Below are 24,408 nucleotides of genomic sequence, written 5' to 3'. Positions count from 1 at the left end.
CTGAGGGAGTAGCGACTTGCGCGTCTTGTTGTCGACATACGATTCGCGCGGCGGCGTCGAACCACTGCTGGGACTCGCGGTGCAGCTGCAGGCGCTCGGCGCGGAAGCGGTGGTGTGCGCGCCGCCCGACGACGAATTTGCCGAGCGGGCAGCCGGTTTCGGGATTCCGCTGGTGGGATTCGGCCCGTCGGTACGCGCGGTGACGACCGCGGCGACGCAGTCGTCGGAGGAGGATGTGCGCGGGCATGTGCTCGGGCTGCTCGCCGCACAGTTCGACACGGTCGCCGACGTCGCGCAGGGATGCGACGCGGTGGTGTCGACCGCCCTGGTGTGGACGGCGGCCGGCGCGCGGTCGGTGGCCGACAAACTCGGCATCCACTACGTCTACGCGAGCTACCATCCGACCCACCTGCCATCGCCCTACCACCCGCCGCCGGAGTACGTCGGCCGCGGCATGGGGACGAGCGAGATCGATAACCGGGTGATGTGGAACCACAACGCCCACAACGCCAATACGTTGTTCGGCCCGACGCTCAACAGCCACCGGGCGGCGATCGGTCTGCCCCCGGTAAGCGACGTACGTACTTACGCCTACACCGACCACCCGTGGCTGGCCGCCGACCCGGCGCTGGGCCCATGGCAGCCGCTGGCGGACCTGCACGTCGTGCAGACCGGGGCGTGGCTGCTGCACGACGAGCGCCCACTCGCGGCGGAGCTGGAGGAGTTCCTGGACGCCGGCACCCCGCCGGTGTACGTGGGCTTCGGCAGCATGCCGCTGTGGGGTTCCAAGGACGTCGTCCCGATGGCGATCGAGGCCATCCGCGCCCAGGGTCGGCGTGTGCTGCTTTCCCATGGCTGGGCCGACCTGGCCCCCATCGATGACCGCGACGACTGCATGGCTGTCGGTGAGGTCAACCAGCAGGCGCTGTTCGGGCGGGTGGCCGCCGTCCTGCACCACGGCGGCGCCGGCACGACGACGACGGCAGCCCGAGCGGGCGTGCCCCAGCTCGTCGTGCCGCAGGGGGCCGACCAGGTGTACTGGGCCTGCCGGGTGGCCGAGCTGGGCATCGGCGCCGCATGCGACGGTCCGACTCCGCCGCACGGCTCCCTGCCGGCCGCACTCGAGCTGGTCCTGGCAGACGACACCCGCGCCCGCGCGAACGAGGTGGCGGCCACGATGCGCACCGACGGTGCGGCGGCGGCCGCGAAGTTGTTGCTCGACGCGGTGAGCTTGGAAAAGCGCTAGCGCGGCAGGGCCGAACCGAAGACTTCCGTCATCGCCGCCCAATGCCGCTCCGCGGCGGCCGCGTCATAAGGGGCGTTATCGGGCACCGCGAAGCCGTGAGCTGCCTGGTACCACTCGATGGTGTGCCGCACACCGGCCGCCGTCAGCGCCTTGTCGAGCTGTTCGGCGTGGTCGGTGGTGAACGACGCGTCGTTTTCGGCGCCGCCCACGTAGATCGTGGCGTTCATCCGGTGAGCCAGCAGGTGCGGGCTGTCCGCGGTGTCGGATACCAGGCCGCCGCCGTGGAAGGACGCCGCGGCGGCCACGCGGTCCGGAACCCGGCCGGCCACCGTCACCGAGATGCGTCCACCCATGCAGTAGCCGCACACCCCGAAGCGTTCGCCGGACACTTCGGGGCGCGCCGCCAGGTAGTCGAAGTACGCCCGGGCGTCGCTGGTGACCTTGTCCTGGGTGAGGCTGCCGATCATCGAAAACAGCCGCTTGCGTTCCTGTTCGTCGCCGAACACGCTGGCCATGTCGAACGGTGCCCAGTCGGCGTTGCGGTAGTACACGTCCGGCAGCAGCACCGCGTAACCGAATCCGGCCAGTTTGGCCGCCATTTGCTGGAAGGTATCGCGGACGCCGCCGGCGTCGGGGTACATGATCACGGCGGGGTGGGGGGCTTGGGTGTCCGGGCCTTCGGGGGTGAATAGCTGGACGGTGCAGGTCCCGTCGGCGGTGGTGATGGTGTCGGTAATGTTCGGCATGGCACCCGTTCTACTCCGCACAATCGCGGCTAAGCTGACCGCGTGCCGATCCCCACTCCCTACGAGGACTTACTGCGCCTGGTCCTCGAGACGGGTTCGGCCAAATCGGACCGCACCGGGACGGGAACCCGCAGCCTGTTCGGCCGGCAGTTGCGCTACGACCTGTCCGCCGGCTTCCCGTTGTTGACCACCAAGAAGGTCCACCTCAAATCGGTGGTCTACGAGTTGCTGTGGTTCCTGCGCGGCGACTCCAACGTCAGCTGGCTGCAGGAGCACGGCGTCACGATCTGGGACGAATGGGCAAGCGACACAGGCGATCTCGGCCCCATCTACGGCGTGCAGTGGCGATCCTGGCCGACCCCGTCGGGTGAGCACATCGATCAGATCAGCGCCGCGCTGGAATTGCTGCGCACCGACCCGAACTCCCGGCGCAACATCGTGTCGGCGTGGAACGTCGGCGAAATCCCGCAGATGGCGCTGCCGCCGTGCCACGCGTTCTTCCAGTTCTACGTGGCCGACGGGCGGCTGAGCTGCCAGCTCTACCAGCGCAGCGCGGACCTGTTTCTGGGTGTTCCGTTCAACATCGCCAGCTACGCGCTGCTCACCCACATGATGGCGGCCCAGGCGGGCTTGAGCGTCGGCGAGTTCGTCTGGACCGGCGGTGACTGCCACATCTACGACAACCACCTCGACCAGGTGCGGACCCAGCTCAGCCGCGATCCGCGACCGTACCCGGAACTCCTTTTGGCACAACGGGATTCGATCTTCGACTACACCTACGACGACGTCGTCGTCAAGAACTACGATCCGCACCCGGCGATCAAAGCTCCCGTCGCTGTATGACGCGCGCCGACGACGATGCAGAGCGGAGCGATGAGGAGAAGCGGCGCTGTTGCCAAGTGGGTCTGGTGTGGGCTCAGTCCACATCCGGTGTCATCGGCCGCAATGGCGACATCCCCTGGCATGTGCCCGAAGACCTGGCCCGCTTCAAGCAGGTGACGGTGGGCCACACCGTGGTCATGGGCCGGCGGACCTGGGACTCGTTGCCGGCCAAGGTGCGGCCGTTGCCCGGGCGCAGGAATGTCGTGCTGTCCCGCCAGGACGACTTCACCGCACCCGGTGCCGAAGTGGTTGACTCCCTGGATACCGCCCTGACCGACCCCGAAGCGTGGGTGATCGGCGGCGCCCAGGTCTACCACCTCGCGCTGCCGCGCGCCACCCGATGCGAGGTCACCGAGATCGAGATCGACCTGGTGCTCGACGACGAGGACGCGCTGGCCCCGATGCTCGACGAGACGTGGCTCGGCGAGACGGGGGAATGGCAGGTCAGCCGCTCTGGCCTGCGGTATCGGTTTCACAGCTATCGTCGACCCTGAGCGCTCGCCGCGGCCTCGACGGCCGGGCCTGACATACTCGACGGGGGTCGGTGGGGTCGGCGCAGCGCGGTTTACGGCATTTCCAGGGAGGGGAAATTGGCAGTGATCACCGAACCGGCAATGGCATTCAGCCGCAAGTTCATGGGCTATGACGCGGCCTCGGTCGACGCCCACATCGAGATGTTGACCACCAAGCAGAATCTGCTGCTCAACGACGTCGAGAGTCTGAGAGCCCGGCTGAAGGACTCCGGTGAGGAAGCGGCCGCGCTGCGCAAGGAGGTCGCCCTGCTCACCGATACCTCGCCCGCGCCCCACGCGATGCAGCAACGGATGGCAAAGATGCTGGCGCGCACCGTCGACGAGATTTCCGAGATGCAGGCCGAGGCGCGGGCCGAGGCGGAGGCGCTGATCACCGCGGCCGAAGCGGAAATCGAGGCCGAACAACGCAAGCACCGACAGGTGTTGGCGGATCTGGCCGCGCAGCAAAAGGCCATGGAGGCGCAGTATCGCGAAACCAAGGAAACGCTCGAGGCCGAACTGGCCGGCATGCGCGACGACGCCCAGCAGGCTCGTGAGCAGCTGCTCGCCGACGCCAAGGCGCGCGTCGACCGGGATCGCGAGGAGGCTCGCCGCGCGGTGGACGCCGCGAGCGAGCAACGGATCAAGGTCTTGGAACAACTGATGGGTGTCTATCGCGACCTGGAAACGATTCCGGCCGCTCTCGAGGCGGCGTACCACGACCAAAAGAATCCGACGCAGGCCAGTGCCGCGGTGCCGGAGGATGAGAAGCTCAGCGCGGGGTGAGCCTGCGCTGAAGGCGCCCGGTTGACCGGTATTCTCGGCGCGTGTCGATCAGGAGGCTGACCGCTGCGCAGGCCCGGCGGATAGCCGTTGCGGCCCAAGGGTTTACCGAGCCGCGACCCGGCGGTGAGATCACCCGCGCCCACCTGCGCCGGCTGATCTCGAGAATTCAAGTGCTGCAACTGGATTCAGTCTCTGTGGCGGTGCGTGCCCACTATGCGCCGGTGTTCAGCCGGCTCGGCCCCTACGACCGCGACGTGCTGGACCGCGCCGCTTGGGGCCCCCGTTCGTCGCGGCTGCTGGCCGAGTACTGGGCGCACGAGGCCGCGCTGATGGCCGTCGACGACTGGCCGCTGCTGCGCTGGCGGATGCGCCAGTACCGGCACGGCCGATGGGGCACCCACATCGTCAAGGCCAATCCAAAGCTCGCCGACAAGATCGTCGGCGCCGTCGGCGAACTCGGGCCCAGCACCGCCGGACAGATCGAGGCCCATCTCGAGGCCGAAACGGCCGGCCCGCGAGGAAGCTGGTGGGGCAGCCGCAGCGACACCAAGTGGGTGGCCGAGGCGCTGTTCGCCTCCGGGGTGCTCACCACGGCCACCCGGGTCGGGTTCGCCCGCCACTACGACCTGGTGGAGCGGGTGCTGCCGGCCAGCGTGCTGGCCCGCCAGGTCGACGACGCCGAAGCCCTCCGCGAGCTCTGCTTGCGCGCGGCGACCGCGCTGGGCGTGGGCACCGAGGCCGACATCCGCGACTACTTCCGGCTGTCCGCGCAGCAGGTCAAACCCGCCATCGCGGCGCTGGTGGCGGCCGGCGAGATCGAGCGGGTGGACGTCGACGGCTGGTCGGCGCCCGCGTATCTGCATGCCCGGCGATCGGTGCCCCGGCTGGATCGCGGCACCGCGCTGCTATGTCCGTTCGACCCGCTGATCTTCTTCCGGCCCCGGGTCGAGCGGCTGTTCAATTTCCACTACCGCATCGAGATCTACACGCCGGCGGCCAAGCGCCAGTACGGCTACTACGTGTGGCCGCTGCTGGTGGACGGTGAGCTGATGGCGCGGGTCGACCTCAAGGCCGATCGCGCCGCCGACACGCTGCGGGTGGTGGGCGCGTTCGGCGAGCCGCAGGCGCCGCGCTCCCGGGTGGCCGCCGCGCTGGCCGGCGAGCTGGGTTCGATGGCGTCCTGGCTTGGCCTGGGCGGGTTTACCGTCTCGGGCCGCGGCGACTTGGCCGCGCAGTTGCGCACCGCCGCGAAGCGGGTTAGCTGATGGCGACCGACAAGGAACTCAAGGCCACGCTCTGGAAAGCGGCCGACAAGTTGCGCGGCTCCCTGTCGGCCGGCCAGTACAAGGACGTCGTGCTCGGGCTGGTGTTCCTTCAGTACGCCAACGAGGCGCAATGGAACATGTTGGCGCACAACGCGGAAGCCGACAACATCGGTCGGCTCGTCGACGATGCGATGGGCGCCATGATGGCGGCGACCCCGGCCCTGGCCGGACTGCTGCCGCGCATCTACGAAGACCTCGACCAGCGCCGGCTCGGTGAGCTGGTGCGTCTGCTCGACGACGCGCGACTGCGCCCGCAAGAGCGTCCGCGCGACCTGATGGGGGAGGTCTACGAGTACTTTCTCGGCAATTTCGCTCGGGCGGAGGGGAAACGGGGCGGCGAGTTCTTCACCCCGCCCAGTGTCGTGCGGCTGATCGTGGAGGTCCTGGAACCGGCGGGCGGCCGGGTGTACGACCCGTGCTGCGGCTCGGGCGGGATGTTCGTGCAGACCGAGAATTTCATCGCCGCCCGCGACGGCGACCCCCAAGATGTCCGCATCTACGGTCAGGAGGGCGTCGAGCAGACCTGGCGCATGGCGAAGCTGAATCTCGCCGTCCACGGCATCGACAACGCGGGCCTGGCCCGGGGCGACACGTTCGTCGAGGACCTGCACGCCGGCATTTGCATGGACTACGTGATGGCCAATCCACCGTTCAACATCAAGGATTGGGCCCGCGACGAACACGACCCCCGCTGGCGCTTCGGTGTTCCCGCCGCCGGCAACGCCAACTACGCCTGGATTCAGCACATCCTCGCCAAGCTGGCGCCGGGCGGCAAGGCCGGGGTGGTGATGGCCAACGGTTCGATGTCGTCGAACGCGCTCGGGGAGGGCGACATTCGCGCGCGGATCGTCGACGCGGACCTGGTGTCCTGCATGATCGCGCTGCCCGCGCAGTTGTTTCGCAGCACCGGAATTCCGGTGTGCCTGTGGTTTCTTGCGACGGACAAGGGAGACCGGTCCGGGCAGGTGTTGTTCATCGACGCCCGCGGGCTCGGCTATCTCGTCGACCGCGCGGAACGCGCACTCAGCGACGAGGAAGTCGTCCGGATCGGCGACACCTATCACGCCTGGTGCGGCTCGAAGTCGGCCGCCGCGAAGGGCGTTGGCTATCAGGATATTCCGGGGTTCTGCAAATCCGTATCGCGCGACGACATCGCCGCCGCCGGTTACCTGCTGACACCGGGACGCTATGTCGGTGCTCCCACCGCCGAGGAGGACGCGGAGCCGGCGGAGGCAAAGGTCGCCCGGCTGACCCAGGACTTGCTGACGGCGCTGGACGAATCCGCGCGGTTGGAATCGGTGGTGCGACAGCAGGTGCGTCGGTTGTGCTGACGGCGACGCTCGGCCAGTATCTCGACTTCCGCACCGGAAGCGGCTCGCCGGCGCGGGTGCCCGATGGGCGGATTCCCGTCTACGGCGCCAACGGCGCGATCGGTTATGCCGCGCAACCCAATGCGAGCGGCCCGCTGATCGTGCTCGGTCGCGTCGGATCCTATTGCGGCAGTGTGCGTTACTGCGATTCCGATGTGTGGGTCACCGACAACGCGCTGGTGTGCCGGGCCAAAGAGCCCGCGGAGACCCGCTATTGGTATTACGCGCTGCAAACCTGCAGGCTGGGCGATCACCGGGCCGGATCGGGGCAGCCCCTACTCAATCAGGCCATCCTGCGCGACGTATCGGTGCGGACCGTTCCCGGACGCCAGCGGCAGCGGATCGCCGCGCTGCTCGGCGCTTTCGACGACAAGGTCGCCGCGAACGAACGGGTGATCGCGGCCGCCGAGCGGCTGATGCTCGCCCTCGTCGAGTCGGTCTCCGAGTACGTGCCACTGTCGAGTCTGGCGCACCGGTCGACAGTGGTGCGCGGACCGGAGCGATTCGACGACGTCGTCGCGCATTTCAGTCTTCCGGCGTTCGACGACGGCGCCACACCCCGGCGCGTCGATCGCGCAACCGTGAAAAGCGGCAAGCTCGAGCTGACCGAACCGTGCGTGCTGTTCGCCAAGCTGAACCCGCGGATCCCGCGGATCTGGAATGTGGTGCGACTGCCCGCCGAAATGGCAGTGGCGAGTACGGAATTCGTCGTGCTCAAACCCGACGGTGTCGACACCTCGGCGCTGTGGGCCGCGGTACGGCAACCCGGCGTCTCGCAGCGACTGCAGCAGCAGGTCGCCGGAACCTCGACCAGCCACCAACGCATTGCGCCGCGAGACCTGATGGATGTCGCGGTGCACGACGTTCGGCGCCTGACCGCCGATGCGGCGCAGACGATCGCCGGTCTGGGTGCGCTGTGTCACGCGCGGCGCAGCGAATCCCTGCGGCTGTCGGCTTTCCGCGATGCCCTGCTGCCGTTGCTGATGTCGGGCAAGGCCCGGATCAAGCAAGACCCCCGCTAAGGTAAGCGCCGTGGCCGAGACGGCGCCGCTGCGCGTGCAACTGATCGCCAAGACCGAGTTCTTGGCTCCACCGGACGTGCCGTGGACCACCGATGCCGACGGCGGGCCGGCGCTGGTCGAGTTCGCCGGCCGGGCCTGCTACCAGAGCTGGTCGAAACCCAACCCCAAGACCGCGACCAATGCCGGCTACATCAAACACATCATCGACGTCGGCCACTTCTCGGTGCTCGAGCACGCGAATGTGTCGTTCTACATCACCGGCATTTCGCGGTCGTTGACTCATGAGCTGATCCGGCACCGGCACTTCTCCTATTCGCAGCTCTCGCAGCGCTTCGTGCCGGAGGCGGACTCGCAGATCGTCGTGCCGCCGGGCCTGGAGGACGACCCCGAACTGCGGGAGATCCTGGCCGCGGCCGCCGACGCCAGCCGCGCCACCTACACCGAACTGCTGGCCAAGCTCGAAGCCAAGTTCGCCGGGGCGTCGCCCGGTGAAAAATTGGGCGTGCTGCGGCGCAAGCAAGCCCGGCAGGCGGCCCGCGCCGTGCTACCGAACGCCACCGAAACCCGCATCGTCGTCACCGGGAACTACCGCGCCTGGCGGCACTTCGTCGCGATGCGCGCCAGCGAGCATGCCGACGTGGAAATCCGGCGGCTGGCCATCGAATGCCTGCGTCAGCTCATCGAGGTAGCACCGGCGGTATTCGCCGATTTCGAGATCTCCACCCTGGCCGATGGGACCGAGGTCGCGACCAGCCCGCTAGCCACCGAAGCCTGACGCGCGCGGCGGCGAAATCGGCTTGGCACCGCCAGGTAATCTGGGACCGTGAGTTCCGTCGGATTCGATGCCCCCGCGCGTCTGGGCACCTTGCTGACCGCAATGGTGACGCCGTTCGCCGCCGATGGCTCGCTGGACACCGCCGCCGCGGCGCGGGTGGCAAACCACCTGGTGGACGGCGGCTGCGACGGCCTGGTCGTCTCGGGTACCACCGGCGAGTCGCCGACCACCACCGACGAAGAGAAGCTCGAGCTGCTGCGCGTCGTGCTGGAAGCCGTGGGCGATCGGGCCCGCGTCATCGCCGGCGCGGGCACCTACGACACCGCACACAGCATCAAGCTGGCCAAGGCATCCGCCGCCGAAGGTGCGCACGGTCTGCTCGTGGTCACGCCGTACTACTCGAGGCCGCCGCAGAGCGGGCTGATCGCACATTTCACCGCCGTCGCCGACGCGACCGAGCTGCCGGTGCTGCTGTATGACATCCCGCCGCGGTCGGTTGTTCCGATCGAATTCGACACCATCCGCGCGCTGGCGGCGCACCCGAACATCGTCGGGATCAAGGACGCCAAGGCCGATCTGCACGGCGGCGGCCAGATCATCGCCGAAACCGGATTGGCCTACTATTCCGGGGACGACGCGCTCAACCTGCCCTGGCTGGCGATGGGCGGGATCGGCTTCATCAGTGTGATCTCTCATCTGGCCGCTGGCCAGCTCCGAGAGTTGTTGTCCGCGTTCAATTCCGGCGACATCGCCACAGCCCGCAAGATCAACGTCGCGGTCGCTCCGCTGTGCAACGCGATGGGCCGGCTGGGCGGCGTCACGCTGTCCAAGGCGGGTCTGCGCCTGCAGGGCATTGACGTCGGCGATCCCCGGCTGCCGCAGGTACCCGCGACACCGGAGCAGATCGACGCGCTGGCCGCCGACATGCGCGCTGCCTCGGTACTCAGGTGATCGACAGGTGAACGAAGACCTCAGCCCGCCAGGTCCGTTGACCGCAGGTGGGTTGCGGGTGACCGCGCTCGGTGGCATCAGCGAAATCGGCCGCAACATGACGGTTTTCGAGCACCTGGGCCGGCTGCTGATCATCGACTGTGGCGTGATGTTTCCCACGCACGACGAGCCCGGCGTCGACCTGATCCTGCCCGACCTGCGTCACATCGAAGACCGGCTCGACGACATCGAGGCGCTGGTCCTGACGCATGCGCACGAGGATCACATCGGGGCGATCCCGTTCCTGCTCAAGCTACGGCCCGACATCCCGGTGGTCGGCTCCAAGTTCACCCTGGCGATGGTCGCGGCCAAGTGCCGCGAGCACCGCATCAAGCCGGTTTTTGTCGAAGTCAAAGAGGGACAGAGCAGCCGCCACGGCGTGTTCGAATGCGAATACTTCGCCGTGAACCACTCCATCCCCGATGCCCTGGCCATAGCGGTGTACACCGGCGCGGGAACGGTTTTGCACACCGGCGACATCAAGCTCGACCAAACCCCACTCGACGGCCGGCCCACCGATCTACCCGGCATGTCGCGGCTCGGCGACGCCGGTGTGGACCTGTTCCTGTGCGACTCGACTAACTCCGAGCATCCCGGTGTCGGGCCGTCCGAGACCGAGGTGGGCCCGACCCTGCACCGGCTGATCCGCGGTGCCGAAGGTCGCGTGATCGTGGCCTGCTTCGCTTCCAATGTCGACCGGGTGCAGCAAATCATCGATGCCGCAGTGGCTTTGGGCCGGCGGGTGTCGTTCGTCGGGCGGTCCATGGTGCGCAACATGAGCATCGCCCGGGACTTGGGGTTCCTGCGAGTCGACGATTCCGACCTGATCGACATCGGGGCGGCCGAGATGATGGCGCCCGAGCGGGTGGTGCTGGTCACCACCGGCACCCAGGGCGAGCCGATGGCGGCCTTGTCGCGGATGTCGCGCGGCGAACACCGCAGTATCACGCTGACCGCGGGGGACCTGGTCGTGCTGTCGTCGTCGCTGATCCCCGGCAACGAGGAGGCCGTCTACGGCGTCATCGATGCGCTGTCCAAGATCGGTGCCCGGGTGGTCACCAATGCCCAAGCCCGGGTGCATGTTTCGGGCCACGCCTACGCCGGCGAGCTGCTCTTCCTGTACAACGGCGTGCGGCCCCGCAATGTGATGCCGGTGCACGGCACCTGGCGCATGCTGCGGGCCAATGCCAAGCTGGCCGCCAGCACCGGGGTGCCGGAGGAGTCAATCCTGTTGGCCGAGAACGGTGTCAGCGTTGATCTGGTCGGCGGCAGGGCATCGATCGCCGGCGCGGTGCCGGTCGGCATGATGTTCGTCGACGGGCTGGTCACCGGCGATGTCGGCGATATCACGCTGGGCGAGCGGCTTATCCTGTCCGAGGGGTTTGTCGCGGTGACGGTGGTGCTCACTCGCGGCACCGGACGTGCGGCGACGACGCCGCACCTGTACTCGCGCGGGTTCTCCGAGGATCCCAAGGCGCTCGAGCCCCTGGTACGCAAGGTCTCCGAAGAACTCGAAGCGCTGGCCGCCGCCCACGTGACCGACCCGGTCCGGATCGCTCAGGGCGTACGGCGCACCGTCGGCAAATGGGTGGGCGAAACCTATCGCCGACACCCGATGATCGTGCCGACCGTGATCGAAGTGTGACGCGCTTGCACGAAACATAAACTGCTGCAGTACTTTCCGGTGCGCTGACGCCGGCGCAGCCCGATCAGGTCACGCCCAAGATGCTGCTCAGCGAGCCGGTAATTTCGGCGAGCGACGCGACCAGACGCTCTTCCTCGGCCTCGTTGGTCGCGGTCGCCGCGGCCTCCGCTTTCCGTAGCGCGTCGTTAATGCGCTCCTGGACCGTCTCGGCGCCCAGCCTGAGCAGGCCCGGCTCGATACTGAGGTCGATCAACACCAGCTGCGCATTCAGAGTCACGGTGACGGTTTCAGTTTCGTCGGTGGCCGTGAAGGTATCCGTGTCCGTTCGATGCAGATGGTCGTCGAGAATCGACTGAAATTGCTCTGCCTGCTGCAGTGCCTCAGCGACCTGCGGGTGAATTTGGGCGGTCATCGGCGTCCTTCCGTGTCGGGAGCAGCATTGGTCCGGTGTCGACTGGTCACGTTTTCGGTCCAGTATCTCCTTGAGTTTAGAGCCGATTTTCCGTTCCGAATGCACACGTTTACCGCAAGTTTATTTGAGTGAATCCAATTTTCATTTGCAATTGTCGCGCAAAAAATTGGTGTCGTAACCACACCGGAACCGGGGTTACGCTTCGTATACGCAACTGTTGCTTAGGTTCATCGTCGACAGGGGCGGTCAACCATGAAGGGAATCTCCGATGTCTATATTTGCGTCCGCCGCCAGGTGCATCACCAGCCTGGCCAACCTGGGTCAACAAGGCGCTGGCCTGGGCCTCGATTTCGGTGGCTGGAGCGGCTCTGAACCGGGCGCTGAAGGCTACGCGGCGACGGCGACCAATACCGCGGCCGACCTTGGGTCCTTTGGGGCTGCCATCGGCGGCAAGGTGATGTCTCGCTACATCAAGAACATGTCTCAGGGTGATCTGATCCAGATGCAGGCCCGGATGGGCGGAAAAGAGGGCGTCAACGACTTCGCCAAAGCGGCTAGCATCATCTCCTGGACCATCACCACCGTCCAGCTGTTGCAGCTGACGACCGGATTCGGGACGCCCTACGATGGTGCTTCCCTGAAAACCGGTTCACAGCAATTCACTTCACTCGCCGGACAGCTGAAGTCCGCACTTCCCGACACCGGTTGGGAGGGTGACGCGTCGGAAGCCTATGCCGACCTGGACACGGCACTGCAGAGTGTGGCGCAGAAAATGGCCGATCTGGATAGCCAGCTGGCGGCCCTGGTGAAAAACCAGGGCGAGTGGGTCACCCATATGCAATTGGCTTTCGGCATATTGAACGATCTCCTTACAACCGCTCTCATCATCGAGTTGATTCTCACGGTGGCGGTGCCAGCCCCGGCCGGCCCCGCCGTGGCGAAAATCTTCGCCATCACGGTTGCGAGTTTGGGGATTTCGGCTGCCGTCGCCTTCCTGGGGACTTTGCTCGGCTATTCGATCGAGAACGGTAAAAAGGCGGATGCGTTGGCCGACAGCTATGCGCAGCTGGTCGCGGGGATCGTGCAAAACGATTCGGTTGCTCAGTCGGCGGTGTCCGTCGTGGGCGGGTCCACGGTGTCGAGCTTCGAGGCCATCTCGGCCGGCCTGTCGACGGCATCCGCCATCGCCGGCGGCCCGCCCGTCGCGTCGCCGGCCGCCCCGGCCGGCGAACGCGCTGAGCAACGCGTGCGGCAAGACGCTCAGTTGAGCGCTGCCGGCCCTGGCGGCGCCGCCGCACCCGCGGCACCCGCGGCGGATTACGCGTCCCCGTCCACGCCCACGGGCACCATGCCCACGCTGGTTCAGGCGGCCGCGATGTCGGGGCAGTCCACGAACCTGTCCGGCCGGGTGTCTCAGCCCGACACTCTGGTCAACCAGGCCAGGGGACAGCTGCGTCAGCTCGCCCAAACGGACGCGCAGGAGCGCGAGCCGGTGCGGCCCGAGCTCGTCGGCGAAGAAGCCGCCCCCGCGGGCGGCGCCGTGGGCGCGGGTGCGGCCGAGCGCGCACCTATTGCGGTGGCGCCGGCCCGTAGCGAAGAGTCATTGCAGCCCAGCGGTATTCAGTAGATCAGCGTTGAAGGAGAAGTAACCATGGCCGACCTAGCCGTCACACCAGAACACCTCGACACATTAGCGACAAAACAAGACCAAGCGGCCACCCAGGCCACGACCCCGGCATCGGCGGGCGCCAATGTGGAAGTCGCCACCTGGGTCACCCACGGCGTCGTCAGCGGAGTGTCCAACGTGGCCTTCACCAAGGCCGCGGCGGCGCGGAAAAAGACCGCCGACGCCATGAGCCAGGCCTCGACCAAGCTCGCCGGCAAGCTGCGCACCGCGAAGGCCGTCTACGGAAGCGCCGACGGCGAAGCGAGCGAGAACATCGACAGACAGCTCTTGGACCGCTGATCACGCCGTAACGGCGACGCTACGTCTTCTCCGCATACGCCGACCATTCCAGCTGCGACGCCCTGAGTTTGCGGCCGGTGGGTTCGACGTAGCGCGCAATGAGTTCGTCCGGTCCGGCCTGCTCGATCAGCCGCCAACCGTATTCGGCGACGAACCCGGCGACGTCGTCGGGGTCCAAACCGAAATGCCAAAGTTGTTGACGCTGACGGACCTTGCGGTACAACGTGCGGGTGCCGTAGCGATTCGTCCCGTCGATGAAGTCGCGGCGGACATAGGTGAACACCAGCCGGCTACCCGAAGCGGCCGCGCGCAGTCCGTCGAGTGTTCGCCGCACACCGGCCTCGGTGAGGTACTGCGTCACGCCTTCGCAGACGAAGAAGGCCCGGTAGTCGGTGTGGTAGCCGTGCTCGGCCAGGGCGGTGAGCAGGTCATCGCGCTCGAAATCCAAGGCCACCAAACGAACCGAGAGCGGCGGACCGCCCAGCACCCGCTGCAGCGTCTTGGCCTTCCTGGCGATGTTGACCGGCAGGTCCACTTCGAAGACCGGGATGCGGACCCGCCGGTTGAGCAGGTAGGCGCGGGTATCGAGTCCGGCGCCGAGGACGACCACGGCATTGATGTCATCGAGCGATTCGGTGATCTTGTCGGCGATGAAACGCTTGCGGCAGGCCAGATTCGCCCACAGCCCGGGGCCGGCCCATTCCGATGCGCGAATCATCAGCCGGCGGATCGGTGCCGCTCGGGTAGTCGCGACCAGCCAGCGCAGCGGGGCCGGCAAGAACAGGTCCGCGAGGTCGTCGTCGACCAGGCGACGCCCGGCCGGTTCGTTCTGCTCGACGGCGGCCAGCACCATCGGGCCAAAAGCGGTCTGCGCAGCGGGGTTTCGGGCCATGGCCGCTACTTGTTCAAAAAGCCCGCGTCGACCGGCAAGGTCACGCCGGTGATGTAGCGGGCCTGGTCGGACACCAGCCACGCCACCGCGTTGGCGATGTCCTCGGCGTCCAGCGTCTCCACCGGCATGGCGTTGCCCAACGCTGCGGGCGTGTCGGTCGCGGCGGCCATCTTGGCCAGCCATTCCCGGGTGAACTCGTTGTTGATCATGGGCGTCTCCACGCCGGAGGGGTGGATCGAGTTGACCCGAATCATTTCCCTGGCAAGCAGATTCGCGTATATCCGCATCAGCCCGACCACTCCGTGCTTGGCGGCGGCGTAGCCGACGGAACCGGCGTCCGGGCTGCCGACGCCGGCCAGCCCGGCGCTCGAACTGATCAGCACGATCGACCCGCCGCTGCCCTGTTTGACCATGGTGGGTATCGCGGCCTTGATGGTGTTGTAGACGCCGGTGAGGTTGACGTCGATGACATCACGCCAGCCGTCGTCACCGGATTGCATCGGCGCGATACCGGCGTTGGCCACCACGATGTCGAGTCGGCCGAGCTCGTCGATGCCGGCCTGCACCGCGGCCGACAGCGACGCGCGATCACGCACATCGGCCTGTTTCGCCACGATGCGGGCACCGGTGTCTTCGACGAGTTTGACGGTGGCCGCCAGGTCCTCGGGCGCGGCCAGGGCATAGCGGACGCTGGCGATTGGCGCACAGATGTCGACGGCGATCACGTCGGCCCCGTCGGAGGCCAGTCGAACCGCGTGCGCGCGGCCCTGACCGCGGGCCGCACCGGTGATCAGCGCGACTTTGCCGTCGAGCGGCCGCACCGTCACCGGCGCAGTTGACCTTTGTCCGGGTCGCCCGCGGGAACCGGCTGCAGCATCTTGATGTCCGGCGCCCCGGCCAGGTGCTCGCCGGCCGCGGTGAACAACTTGGCCACCGCGGGCGCGGCGCTGTGCACCTTGAGCGCCTCTTCGTCGGCCCACTGCTCGACGAAGACGAAGGTCTCACCCGACTCGTGCACCGAATACAGCTGGCAGCCCGGCTCCTCGTGCACCTCTCGGGCCGCGGTCTTGAGGATGTCGCGGACGGTGTCGACGGACTCGGGCTTGACGGTCAAGGTGGCGACGACGACGACGGGCATGCGGAGCTCCTTGAGGGGTAACGGTGGGGATGGTTGTCACCCTACTCACCGAGAATTGCCGGCTGCCGGCATGTCCGCCGCGGGCGGAAGGCAGTGGTATCAGTCATTTCGGGGCCCGCCGAGGCGCCCCGATGTCCGAATTGTCACGGTTTTGTGACCCGTGTGGCAGATGGTGAATATGGGGCTAGTGCGACTAGGCTGGACCCCATGGCTAGTAAGACCGCTGCCCGCTCCGGAACTCGAACGAGCAGGTCAAAGGCCACTTCGCGCTCCAGCGGGTCACGAAGTGCGCGACCGGCACCTGCCCGCAAGAAGGCCGGCAGGAAGCCGAGCAGGCCGGCCAAGCGGCACAACCGGTCCCTGCTCGTCGCCGCCGGGATCACCGGCGGGCGCGCGCTGCGGGCGACCTGGCTGATGGCGGCCCGGGGGACCGGCGGCGCGGCACGGTCGATCGGGCGGGCCCGTGACATCGATCCGGGCCACCGCCGCGACGGGATCGCGCTGGTGCTGCTCGCCCTTGCCGTCGTGGTCGCCGCGAGTTCATGGTTCAATGCCGCGCGACCGATCGGCGCGTGGGTCGACGCGGTGCTGCGCACGTTCATCGGTGCCGGCGTCCTGGCGCTGCCGGCCGTCCTGGGCGCGGTGGCCGTGCTGCTGATGCGCACCCAACCCAATCCCGAGGCGCGGCCGCGACTGATCCTGGGCGCTGCCATGATCGGCTTTTCGCTGCTCGGTCTGCGCCACCTTTGGTCGGGTTCACCGGGCGACCCCGAATTACGCCGTCGCGCAGCGGGATTCATCGGCTTTGCGATCGGCGGCCCGCTGGCCGACGGGCTGACGCCGTGGATCGCCGCGCCACTGTTGTTCATCGGTGCGATGTTCGGGCTGCTGTTGCTGACCGGCACGACGATCCGCGAGCTGCCCGAAATGATGCGAGCACTGTTCGGCACGCCGTTCGTGGACGAGCTCTACGCCGACGAGGACGACTACGACTACGCCGATGGCGAAGCGCGCGAAGACTTTTCCGACGGGTACTACGACGACGGCGCGCTCGACAAGGAGCCGCAGGCGTGGCCGTCGGCCGACAAGGCGCCGGTCGCCCTCGACGACCCGCTGCCGGACGAAACTCCCACCATCCCCGAGCCCGCTCTGCGACCCGGCGAAGCCAAGACCCGCCGTCGTGCCGCCAAAAAGCAGGACACCCCGGTGCAGGACCGGGTGGTCGAAGGCCCCTACACGCTGCCTTCGATGGAGCTGCTGGTCCCCGGCGACCCACCGAAGAAGCGCAGCGCGGCCAACAACGTCATGGCCGAGGCCATCGGCGAGGTGCTGACCCAGTTCAAGGTCGACGCGGCCGTCACCGGCTGCACCCGCGGTCCCACGGTCACCCGCTACGAGGTGGAGCTGGGACCGGGCGTCAAGGTCGAGAAGATCACGGCGCTGCAGAAGAACATCGCCTACGCGGTGGCCACCGAGAGCGTGCGCATGCTGGCGCCGATCCCCGGCAAGTCCGCCGTCGGCATCGAGGTGCCCAACACCGACCGGGAAATGGTGCGGCTGGCCGACGTGCTCACCGCGCCCTCGACCCGCCGCGACCACCACCCGCTGATCATCGGGCTGGGCAAGGACATCGAGGGCGATTTCATCTCGGCGAACCTGGCCAAGATGCCGCACCTGCTGGTGGCCGGCTCCACCGGCTCCGGTAAGTCCAGCTTCGTCAACTCCATGCTGGTGTCGCTGCTGACGCGGGCCACCCCGGAAGAGGTCAGGATGATCCTGATCGATCCGAAGATGGTGGAACTGACGCCGTACGAAGGCATTCCGCACCTGATCACCCCGATCATCACGCAGCCGAAGAAGGCGGCCGCCGCGCTGGCCTGGCTGGTCGAGGAGATGGAGCAGCGCTACCAGGACATGCAGGCGTCGCGGGTGCGTCACATCGACGACTTCAACGCCAAGGTGCGATCCGGCGCCATCACCGCGCCGCTGGGCAGCCAGCGCGAATACCGGCCGTACCCGTATGTGGTCGCGATCGTCGACGAGCTGGCCGACCTGATGATGACCGCGCCGCGCGACGTCGAGGACGCGATCGTGCGGATCACCCAGAAGGCCCGCGCCGCCGGCATCCACCTGGTGCTGGCCACCCAGCGGCCGTCGGTCGACGTCGTCACCGGGCTGATCAAGACCAACGTGCCGTCGCGGCTGGCGTTCGCGACGTCGTCGCTGACCGACAGCCGGGTGATCCTGGACCAGCAGGGCGCGGAGAAGCTGATCGGGATGGGCGACGCCCTGTTCCTGCCGATGGGTGCCAACAAGACCGTCCGGCTGCAGGGCGCCTACATCACCGACGAGGAGATCCACGCCGTCGTCACCGCCTGCAAGGACCAGGCCGAACCCGAATACACCGAAGGCGTCACCACCGCCAAGCCCACCGCCGAGCGCACCGACGTCGACCCGGACATCGGCGACGACATGGACGTCTTCCTGCAGGCCGTCGAGCTGGTGGTGTCCAGCCAGTTCGGCTCCACCTCGATGCTGCAGCGCAAACTGCGGGTCGGCTTCGCCAAAGCCGGCCGGCTGATGGACCTGATGGAGACCCGCGGCATCGTCGGGCCCAGCGAGGGCTCCAAGGCGCGCGAGGTGCTGGTCAAACCCGACGAGCTGGCCGGAACGCTGGCGCTGATCCGCGGCGGCGCCAACGCCGACGGATCCGATGACGACGGCGGGTAGCGCTTAGAGCAGCAGCAGCATCCGGGTGTTGCCCAGGATGTTCGGCTTGACGTAGCTGAGGTCCAGGAACTCGGCCACACCGATGTCGTAGGAGCGGCACATCTCCTCGAACACCTCGGCGGTGACCGGCGTGCCCTCGATCTCGGTGAATCCGTGCCTGCCGAAGAACTCGGTTTCGAAGGTCAGCACGAAGATCCGTTCCAGCTGCAGCTCGCGCGCGACGTCGAGGAGCCGTGTGACGATCGCGTGGCCGACACCGTGGCCCGTCGCCGCGGGGTCGACCGCGACGGTGCGGATCTCGCCGAGATCCGACCAGAACACGTGCAACGCGCCGCAGCCGACCACGCGGGCGTCCAGCTCGGCCACCCAGAACTCCTGGACGGCCTCGTACAGCGTCACCAGGGCCTTTTCCAGCAGGATCTTGCCCGCATAGGTGTCGACGAGGTGCTTGATCGTGGGTATGTCAGATGTTCGCGCGCGCCGGACGACGACCTGCTGGCTATCCCGAGAACGTTCGGTCACGGGTAACAGTATTGACATCTGGCGCGGGTGCGCTGGTCAACAGCTATTCTGTTGCCGTGTCGGGGCAGCCGCAGACAGGACCGGTGGCGCGACGCGTCAGCATCGCCAACCTGGCCAATGTCCTCACGCTTTTGCGGTTGGTGCTGGTTCCGATCTTCCTGCTCGCATTGTTCGCCGGGGGCGGCCACGAAACCGTGGCGCGGATCGTGGCTTTCGTCGTGTTCGCGGTGGCGTGCATCACCGACCGGCTGGACGGCCTGCTGGCCCGCAACTACGGCATGGCGACCGAATTCGGCGCATTCGTCGATCCGATCGCCGACAAGATGCTGATCGGATCCGCGCTGGTGGGACTGTCGATGCTCGGCGACCTGCCCTGGTGGGTGACCATTTTGATCCTGATCCGCGAGATCGGTGTGACGGTGTTGCGGCTGGCCGTCATTCGCCGCGGCGTCATACCGGCCAGCTGGGGTGGCAAACTCAAGACTTTTGTCCAGGCGGTGGCGATCGGGCTGTTCGTGCTGCCGCTGTCGGGGCCGTTCCTGGTGGCGGCTTCGGTGGTGATGGCCGCCGCGATCGTGCTGACCGTGGTCACCGGGATCGACTACGTGGCCTCGACCGTCAAGGAAGTGCGGCGGACGGGAACCTAGACGGCCGGTGCCGGCGTTGTCCTGATGGAGCGGCTTTGCCGGACGAAGGAGAGCAGGATGTCGCCATTGGTTCGCGAGGTCATCGGCGAGGTGCTGCGCCTGGCCCGAACGACACAGGGACGGACGCTGCGCGAGGTATCGGACACGGCGCGGGTGAGCCTCGGGTATCTCTCCGAGGTGGAGCGTGGCCGCAAGGAGGCCTCCAGCGAGCTGCTGAACGCGATCTGCGACGCGTTGGAGGTTCCGCTGTCGACGGTGCTCACCGACGCCGGTGAGCGGATGGCGAACGAGGAACGCGCGGCAGCCGCGCAGACGGCCGAGGCCAGCGCGTCCACCATCGACGCCACCACCAAGGTGGTCATCCCGCAGGTTGCGTCGCTCGCGGTGGCCTGAGGGTGGGGCGATCGGCTCCAACCCGTTAAATTGAGCGGCAAGCCCAACCGGCACAAGAAGCGAAGGCGGAGCTAACTCATGGCCAATCCGTTCGTCAAAGCGTGGAAATACGTCATGGCGCTGTTCAACTCGAAAATTGACGAGCATGCCGACCCCAAGATCCAGATCCAGCAGGCCATCGAGGAAGCCCAGCGCACCCACCAGGCGTTGACCCAACAGGCGGCACAGGTGATCGGCAACCAGCGCCAGCTGGAGATGCGGCTCAACCGGCAGCTGGCCGACATCGAGAAGCTCCAAGTCAACGTGCGTCAGGCGCTGACGCTGGCCGACCAGGCCACCGCCGCCGGAGACGCCGCCAAGGCCACCGAGTACACGAACGCCGCCGAGGCGTTCGCGGCCCAGCTGGTGACCGGGGAGCAAAGCGTTGAAGACCTCAAGGCGCTGCACGACCAAGCCCTGGGCGCGGCGGCGCAGGCCAAAAAGGCCGTCGAACGCAACGCCATGGTGCTGCAGCAGAAGATCGCCGAACGCACCAAGCTGCTCAGTCAGCTTGAGCAGGCCAAGATGCAGGAGCAGGTCAGCGCGTCGCTGCGGTCGATGAGCGAGATCGCCGCCCCGGGCAACACCCCGAGCCTCGACGAGGTGCGCGACAAGATCGAACGGCGCTACGCCAACGCGATCGGCTCGGCCGAACTCGCGCAGAACTCCGTGCAGGGCCGCATGCTCGAGGTCCAGCAGGCCAGCGTTGAGATGGCCGGTCATTCCAGGCTCGAGCAGATCCGCGCCTCGATGCGTGGCGAAGCCCTGCCGACGGGCGGCACACCCGCGGCTCCCGGAGCCATCCCGGCCACCCCCGCGCCCGCCGAGGGCGCCGATGGACAGGTCGCCGAGAAACCCTTTGGTCAGTAGCCCAGCGGTCGGTGTGACATGGCGGTGAAGGCAACGCAGCACGGCCTCGTGCGGGCAGTGTTGCAGCAGGGGCTGGACACCGCCGCCGACCTTTTCGGCTTCGTCGCCCAGAAGATCAGCGCGGCCTCCGATCCGCGGGCCCGGCTGTTGCGCCGTCGTCGTCGCGCGCTGCGGTGGGCCTGGATCTTCGCCGTCGGCAGCGTGTTCTGGGGTTTGGTCACGGCCGTGCTGGCGTGGTGGGGCTGGTTCGTGTTGCTGCTGCAGATCACCGGTGCGATCGCGGTCCTCGAGGTGATTCCCGCGACGTTGTTGTTCTTCCGCTACCACTGGCTGAAGTCCGAGCCGCTGCCGGCCAGCCGGCCTGTCAGCACCCGCCGGCTGCCGCCCCCCGGCTCCGCGGCGCGACCCGCGATGTATGCGCTCGGCGCCTCCGAGCGCGGGTTCTTCTCGTTGCTGGGCGTCATCGAGCGCGGCGCCATGCTGCCGGCCGCCGAGATCAGCGACCTGACCGCGGCGGCGAACAGGACCTCGGCGGCGATGGCGTCCACCGCCGCGGAAGTGGTGTCGATGGAGCGCGCGGCGCACAACTCGGAATCGTCGCGGGCGTATCTGGTGCCGACCATCAACGCCTTCACCGCGCAGCTCAGCGCCGGCGTCCGGCAGTACAACGAAATGGTCACCGCCGCAGCGCAATTGGTTTCTTCGGCGAACGGTAACGCCGATGCCGGGCTCGCGGCCGCACACCAGCGCTACCGGGCCGAACTGGTCGAGGCCACCGATCGCCTGACCGGTTGGGCGCAGGCATTCGACGAACTCGGCGGACTACCGCGCCGTTAGGTCAGAGCGTCTGTCTCAGCGACGGAATCGCTACCGCGGCCAGACCGCGCAGCAACGCCTTGGTCATGTCGAAGAAGTCAAAGTAGTCCCGCCACAATGTGATTCGCCCGTTGTGCACCTCGAACACGCCGCACACCCAGAACTGCAGGCGCAGCGGGCCCAAGATCAGCGCGTCGGTGCGTTCGGTGAGCACCGCGTCGCCGTCGGCGGCAATGCGGTGGAACTTGACCTCGAATCCCGCGCGGCCGTCCATGCGGCGGAACAGCTTCATGGCTCGGGCCCGGCCATGGATCGTCGGCAATCCGACGTTTTCGTAGACGAGGTTGTCGTCCAGAGAGGCATCCGCGGTCTCGAAGTCCGCATCCATCAGGGCGTTCAGAAAAGTCTCGACCGTGCGCGTGTTCGCGACGGCTGTCCCAGTCAGCTCGGTCATGGTGCCAGCGTAGGCGCGTGGGCGCCGGGCGCTGTGGCAGGGTAAGGCGGTGCGAGTCGCCGTGGTCGCCGGGCCGGATCCCGGGCACTCGTTTCCCGCGATCGCGCTGTGTCAGCGCTTCCGGGACGCGGGCGACGAGCCCACCCTGTTCACCGGCGAGGAATGGATCCAAGCCGCCCGCGCCGCCGGCATCGAGGCGGTCGCGCTGGACGGCCTCACCGCGACCGACGAGGACCTCGACGCCGGGGCCCGAATCCACCGGCGTGCGGCCGCCATGGCGGTGCTCAACGTGCCGGCGCTGCGCGACCTGGCACCCGACCTGGTGGTGTCCGACGTCATCACGGCCGGCGGCGGCATGGCCGCCGAGCTGCTCGGGATCCCGTGGATCGAGCTCAGCCCGCACCCGCTGTACCTGCCGTCGAAAGGGTTGCCACCGATCGGCAGCGGGCTGGCGCCCGGTACCGGCGTCCGCGGCCGGCTGCGCGATGCCACGATGCGGGCGCTGACGGCGCGCTCGGTGCGTGCGGGCCTGGCGCAGCGTGAGATCTCCCGGGCCGAGATCGGCCTGCCGGCGCGCGATCCCGGGCCGCTGCGACGGTTGATCGCCACGCTGCCCGCGCTGGAAGTGTCCCGCCCGGACTGGCCGGCCGAGGCCGTCGTGGTCGGGCCGCTGCACTTCGAGCCGACCGATCACATCCTCGAAGTGCCCGCCGGCTCCGGGCCGGTAATCGTCATCGCGCCGTCGACCGCCTTGATCGGGACCGAAGGTCTGGCCGAAGTCGCGCTGGGGTGCCTGACACCGGGGGAGACGTTGCCGGTGGGGTCGCGCCTGCTGGTGTCCCGGTTGGCCGGACCGGATCTGACCGTGCCGCCGTGGGCCCTCGTCGGGCTGGGGCGTCAGGACGAGCTGCTGGCACACGCCGATTTGGTGATCTGCGGCGGCGGTCATGGAATGGTGGCCAAGACGCTGCTGGCCGGCGTGCCGCTGGTGGTGGTGCCCGGCGGCGGCGACCAGTGGGAGATCGCGAACCGGGTGATGCGGCAGGGCAGCGCGCGGCTGATTCGGCCGCTGACCGCCGAGGTGTTGGTGGAGGCGGTCAACGACGTGTTGGCAACCCCCCGCTACCGCGAGGCCGCCCGCACCGCCGCGTCCGGCCTCCACCGCGTCGCCGACCCGGTGCGGGTATGCCACCAGGCGCTGGCGCTCGCGAAATGACCGTGCTCGGTATGTTGGCTGGCGTGCGGCTGACGGAGTTCAACGAGCGGGTGGTGCTGCGGTTTGGCGCGGCGTACGGCGCATCGGTGCTGGTAGATCACGTGCTGCCGGGTTTCGAGGGCCGGACCGCCGCCCAGGCGATCGAGGACGGCGCCGAACCCCGCGACGTCTGGCGGGCGTTGTGCGTCGACTTCGACGTGCCCCGCGAGCAGTGGTGAGCCGCCTTACCCGCTGACCCGCTCGCCCGCTCGCGAGTGTGCATCCAGGCCGCCCTGGGCGCACACTGCCCGCCCTGGCTGCACACTCAACGCCTGCTGGACCGTGGTGCCTCGCGAAACACGCAGTCACCGCAGACGGATCGCCCGGGCAGGCGATAGAACAGGCAGCAGCTGTCGCGCTTGAAGCCCAGATGTGAGCCGGTGATCGCGCCGGATCCCGACAGCACGCCGGTTTCCAGCAGCGACTCGGTGCTCTCGACGATCCGCGCGCGCAGGTCGGGCCGGGCCATGAGCAGTGCGCGCGATGCGCCGACGAGCGCGGACGAAATGTTGCCCGCCAGCAGTGCGGGCGCCAGTTTGACCTGCAGGCCGGCCGCGAACGGCTGCATATGGTGTTGCACCACAAGGCGATACAACAATTCCGCCGAGATGTGCTCGACCGGCTCTCCGGCGGGCTCGGGCAGGCGCAACTGCGCGCCGTCGTCGGCGCGTTCCAGGTCTTTGAGGTCCGGGACGACGCCGTGGGCCAACGCGCAGGCCAGCACCGGTGACCACAGCCGGGTGGCGTGGCCGAGGTGGACCAGCGAGGCGCCGATCCGTACGTCCGTCGTGTTGTAGCGCTTCGCGGTGGTGTCGATCAAACCGGCGAAGCCGTCGGCGTAGTCCTGGCGGACCGGGTGCCAACCTGTCCCCGCGCCGCCCACGGTCAGCGCGAAAAACCCTTTGTAGGAAGATATTTCGGCAAGCTCGCCGGAGATATCCATGCGTGCGCATCCAGCCTCTCTGGGGAGATCCG

General features: G+C 67.8%; 27 protein-coding genes. 19 read left to right on the top strand and 8 right to left on the bottom strand.

Annotated features, from left to right (window positions below; all coding sequences use genetic code 11):
* Positions 1-16 precede the first annotated feature (16 nt).
* Positions 17-1,246 carry a glycosyltransferase gene (locus tag LMQ14_RS17900; protein ID WP_267730881.1) on the top strand — a complete coding sequence of 410 codons (1,230 nt, stop codon included), beginning with the start codon at positions 17-19 and terminating at the stop codon, positions 1,244-1,246.
* On the opposite strand, the gene LMQ14_RS17895 is transcribed toward LMQ14_RS17900, so the two are convergent.
* The gene (locus LMQ14_RS17895; protein WP_267730880.1) at positions 1,243-1,992 is read right to left on the bottom strand and encodes a dienelactone hydrolase family protein; all 750 of its coding nucleotides are present in this window, start codon (positions 1,990-1,992) and stop codon (positions 1,243-1,245) included. The genes LMQ14_RS17900 and LMQ14_RS17895 overlap by 4 nt on opposite strands.
* A 42-nt stretch (positions 1,993-2,034) precedes the next feature.
* Here LMQ14_RS17895 and LMQ14_RS17890 point away from each other — a divergent pair, with 42 nt between their 5' ends.
* The 9 genes from LMQ14_RS17890 to LMQ14_RS17850 all read left to right on the top strand — a co-directional run bounded on the left by LMQ14_RS17890 (position 2,035) and on the right by LMQ14_RS17850 (position 11,299).
* Complete coding sequence (locus LMQ14_RS17890; protein ID WP_267730879.1) at positions 2,035-2,835, top strand: thymidylate synthase; 801 nt, start codon at positions 2,035-2,037, stop codon at positions 2,833-2,835.
* A complete protein-coding gene (locus LMQ14_RS17885; RefSeq protein ID WP_267730878.1) occupies positions 2,832-3,368 on the top strand; it encodes a dihydrofolate reductase in 537 nt (178 codons plus the stop codon). The genes LMQ14_RS17890 and LMQ14_RS17885 overlap by 4 nt, the downstream gene beginning before the upstream one ends.
* 102 nt (positions 3,369-3,470) lie before the next feature.
* Positions 3,471-4,172, top strand: coding sequence for a cell division protein DivIVA (locus LMQ14_RS17880; RefSeq protein WP_267735574.1), 702 nt, complete (start codon positions 3,471-3,473; stop codon positions 4,170-4,172).
* Positions 4,173-4,213: 41 nt separating this feature from the next.
* Positions 4,214-5,437, top strand: coding sequence for a winged helix-turn-helix domain-containing protein (locus LMQ14_RS17875; RefSeq protein WP_267730877.1), 1,224 nt, complete (start codon positions 4,214-4,216; stop codon positions 5,435-5,437).
* Positions 5,437-6,828, top strand: coding sequence for a type I restriction-modification system subunit M (locus tag LMQ14_RS17870; RefSeq protein WP_267730876.1), 1,392 nt, complete (start codon positions 5,437-5,439; stop codon positions 6,826-6,828). The genes LMQ14_RS17875 and LMQ14_RS17870 overlap by 1 nt, the downstream gene beginning before the upstream one ends.
* A complete protein-coding gene (locus tag LMQ14_RS17865; RefSeq protein ID WP_420714536.1) occupies positions 6,822-7,889 on the top strand; it encodes a restriction endonuclease subunit S in 1,068 nt (355 codons plus the stop codon). The genes LMQ14_RS17870 and LMQ14_RS17865 overlap by 7 nt, the downstream gene beginning before the upstream one ends.
* 10 nt (positions 7,890-7,899) lie before the next feature.
* Positions 7,900-8,664 (top strand): FAD-dependent thymidylate synthase, encoded by a 765-nt coding sequence (gene thyX / locus LMQ14_RS17860; RefSeq protein WP_267730875.1) that lies wholly within the window; start codon positions 7,900-7,902, stop codon positions 8,662-8,664.
* A 48-nt stretch (positions 8,665-8,712) separates the two neighbouring features.
* Complete coding sequence (gene dapA / locus LMQ14_RS17855; RefSeq protein WP_267730874.1) at positions 8,713-9,615, top strand: 4-hydroxy-tetrahydrodipicolinate synthase; 903 nt, start codon at positions 8,713-8,715, stop codon at positions 9,613-9,615.
* A gap of 7 nt (positions 9,616-9,622) precedes the next feature.
* Positions 9,623-11,299, top strand: a complete 1,677-nt coding sequence (locus LMQ14_RS17850) for a ribonuclease J (RefSeq protein WP_267730873.1) — start codon at positions 9,623-9,625, stop codon at positions 11,297-11,299.
* A gap of 64 nt (positions 11,300-11,363) precedes the next feature.
* Here LMQ14_RS17850 and LMQ14_RS17845 read toward each other — a convergent pair whose 3' ends face one another.
* On the bottom strand, positions 11,364-11,711 hold the full coding sequence (locus LMQ14_RS17845) for a YbaB/EbfC family nucleoid-associated protein (protein ID WP_267730871.1): 348 nt from the start codon (positions 11,709-11,711) through the stop codon (positions 11,364-11,366).
* A gap of 268 nt (positions 11,712-11,979) precedes the next feature.
* Here LMQ14_RS17845 and LMQ14_RS17840 point away from each other — a divergent pair, with 268 nt between their 5' ends.
* Both LMQ14_RS17840 and LMQ14_RS17835 read left to right on the top strand, forming a co-directional pair.
* Positions 11,980-13,338 (top strand): EspA/EspE family type VII secretion system effector, encoded by a 1,359-nt coding sequence (locus LMQ14_RS17840; RefSeq protein ID WP_267730869.1) that lies wholly within the window; start codon positions 11,980-11,982, stop codon positions 13,336-13,338.
* Positions 13,339-13,362: 24 nt separating this feature from the next.
* Positions 13,363-13,677, top strand: a complete 315-nt coding sequence (locus LMQ14_RS17835) for a type VII secretion target (RefSeq protein WP_267730867.1) — start codon at positions 13,363-13,365, stop codon at positions 13,675-13,677.
* Between the two features lie 19 nt (positions 13,678-13,696).
* On the opposite strand, the gene LMQ14_RS17830 is transcribed toward LMQ14_RS17835, so the two are convergent.
* The 3 genes from LMQ14_RS17830 to LMQ14_RS17820 are packed head-to-tail and all read right to left on the bottom strand — an operon-like array spanning position 13,697 to position 15,707.
* Entirely contained in the window at positions 13,697-14,569 is an 873-nt protein-coding gene (locus tag LMQ14_RS17830; RefSeq protein ID WP_267730866.1) for an SAM-dependent methyltransferase, read from the bottom strand.
* Positions 14,570-14,574: 5 nt separating this feature from the next.
* A complete protein-coding gene (locus LMQ14_RS17825; RefSeq protein ID WP_267730865.1) occupies positions 14,575-15,396 on the bottom strand; it encodes a mycofactocin-coupled SDR family oxidoreductase in 822 nt (273 codons plus the stop codon).
* Positions 15,393-15,707 carry a putative quinol monooxygenase gene (locus tag LMQ14_RS17820; RefSeq protein ID WP_267730864.1) on the bottom strand — a complete coding sequence of 105 codons (315 nt, stop codon included), beginning with the start codon at positions 15,705-15,707 and terminating at the stop codon, positions 15,393-15,395. The genes LMQ14_RS17825 and LMQ14_RS17820 overlap by 4 nt, the downstream gene beginning before the upstream one ends.
* A gap of 207 nt (positions 15,708-15,914) precedes the next feature.
* Between LMQ14_RS17820 and LMQ14_RS17815 the strand changes: the two genes are divergently transcribed.
* On the top strand, positions 15,915-18,437 hold the full coding sequence (locus tag LMQ14_RS17815) for an FtsK/SpoIIIE family DNA translocase (protein WP_267730863.1): 2,523 nt from the start codon (positions 15,915-15,917) through the stop codon (positions 18,435-18,437).
* Positions 18,438-18,440: 3 nt separating this feature from the next.
* On the opposite strand, the gene LMQ14_RS17810 is transcribed toward LMQ14_RS17815, so the two are convergent.
* The gene (locus tag LMQ14_RS17810; protein ID WP_267730862.1) at positions 18,441-18,959 is read right to left on the bottom strand and encodes an amino-acid N-acetyltransferase; all 519 of its coding nucleotides are present in this window, start codon (positions 18,957-18,959) and stop codon (positions 18,441-18,443) included.
* A gap of 56 nt (positions 18,960-19,015) precedes the next feature.
* On the opposite strand from LMQ14_RS17810, the gene pgsA reads away from it, so the two are divergent.
* From pgsA to pspM, 4 genes are all read left to right on the top strand, one after another.
* Positions 19,016-19,606, top strand: coding sequence for a CDP-diacylglycerol--glycerol-3-phosphate 3-phosphatidyltransferase (gene pgsA / locus LMQ14_RS17805; RefSeq protein ID WP_267730861.1), 591 nt, complete (start codon positions 19,016-19,018; stop codon positions 19,604-19,606).
* 57 nt (positions 19,607-19,663) lie between these two features.
* The gene (clgR, locus tag LMQ14_RS17800; protein ID WP_267730860.1) at positions 19,664-19,999 is read left to right on the top strand and encodes a transcriptional regulator ClgR; all 336 of its coding nucleotides are present in this window, start codon (positions 19,664-19,666) and stop codon (positions 19,997-19,999) included.
* 78 nt (positions 20,000-20,077) lie between these two features.
* Positions 20,078-20,908 (top strand): phage shock protein PspA, encoded by an 831-nt coding sequence (gene pspA / locus LMQ14_RS17795; protein ID WP_267730859.1) that lies wholly within the window; start codon positions 20,078-20,080, stop codon positions 20,906-20,908.
* A gap of 18 nt (positions 20,909-20,926) precedes the next feature.
* Positions 20,927-21,745 (top strand): phage shock envelope stress response protein PspM, encoded by an 819-nt coding sequence (gene pspM, locus LMQ14_RS17790; RefSeq protein ID WP_267730857.1) that lies wholly within the window; start codon positions 20,927-20,929, stop codon positions 21,743-21,745.
* Between the two features lies 1 nt (position 21,746).
* On the opposite strand, the gene LMQ14_RS17785 is transcribed toward pspM, so the two are convergent.
* Positions 21,747-22,178: a limonene-1,2-epoxide hydrolase gene (locus LMQ14_RS17785; RefSeq protein WP_267730855.1), complete on the bottom strand. Its 432-nt coding sequence runs from the start codon at positions 22,176-22,178 to the stop codon at positions 21,747-21,749.
* Positions 22,179-22,227: 49 nt separating this feature from the next.
* Between LMQ14_RS17785 and LMQ14_RS17780 the strand changes: the two genes are divergently transcribed.
* Positions 22,228-23,394, top strand: coding sequence for a glycosyltransferase (locus LMQ14_RS17780; RefSeq protein WP_267730853.1), 1,167 nt, complete (start codon positions 22,228-22,230; stop codon positions 23,392-23,394).
* A 23-nt stretch (positions 23,395-23,417) separates the two neighbouring features.
* Positions 23,418-23,612 (top strand): DUF3046 domain-containing protein, encoded by a 195-nt coding sequence (locus LMQ14_RS17775; protein ID WP_420714693.1) that lies wholly within the window; start codon positions 23,418-23,420, stop codon positions 23,610-23,612.
* An 86-nt stretch (positions 23,613-23,698) separates the two neighbouring features.
* Here LMQ14_RS17775 and LMQ14_RS17770 read toward each other — a convergent pair whose 3' ends face one another.
* The gene (locus LMQ14_RS17770) at positions 23,699-24,376 is read right to left on the bottom strand and encodes a (2Fe-2S)-binding protein (RefSeq protein ID WP_267730851.1); all 678 of its coding nucleotides are present in this window, start codon (positions 24,374-24,376) and stop codon (positions 23,699-23,701) included.
* Positions 24,377-24,408 lie beyond the last annotated feature (32 nt).

Origin of the sequence: Mycobacterium sp. Aquia_213, assembly GCF_026625985.1 — a bacterium.
Classification (GTDB): Bacteria; Actinomycetota; Actinomycetes; order Mycobacteriales; family Mycobacteriaceae; genus Mycobacterium.
This window is presented reverse-complemented; position numbering and strand designations above follow the sequence as displayed.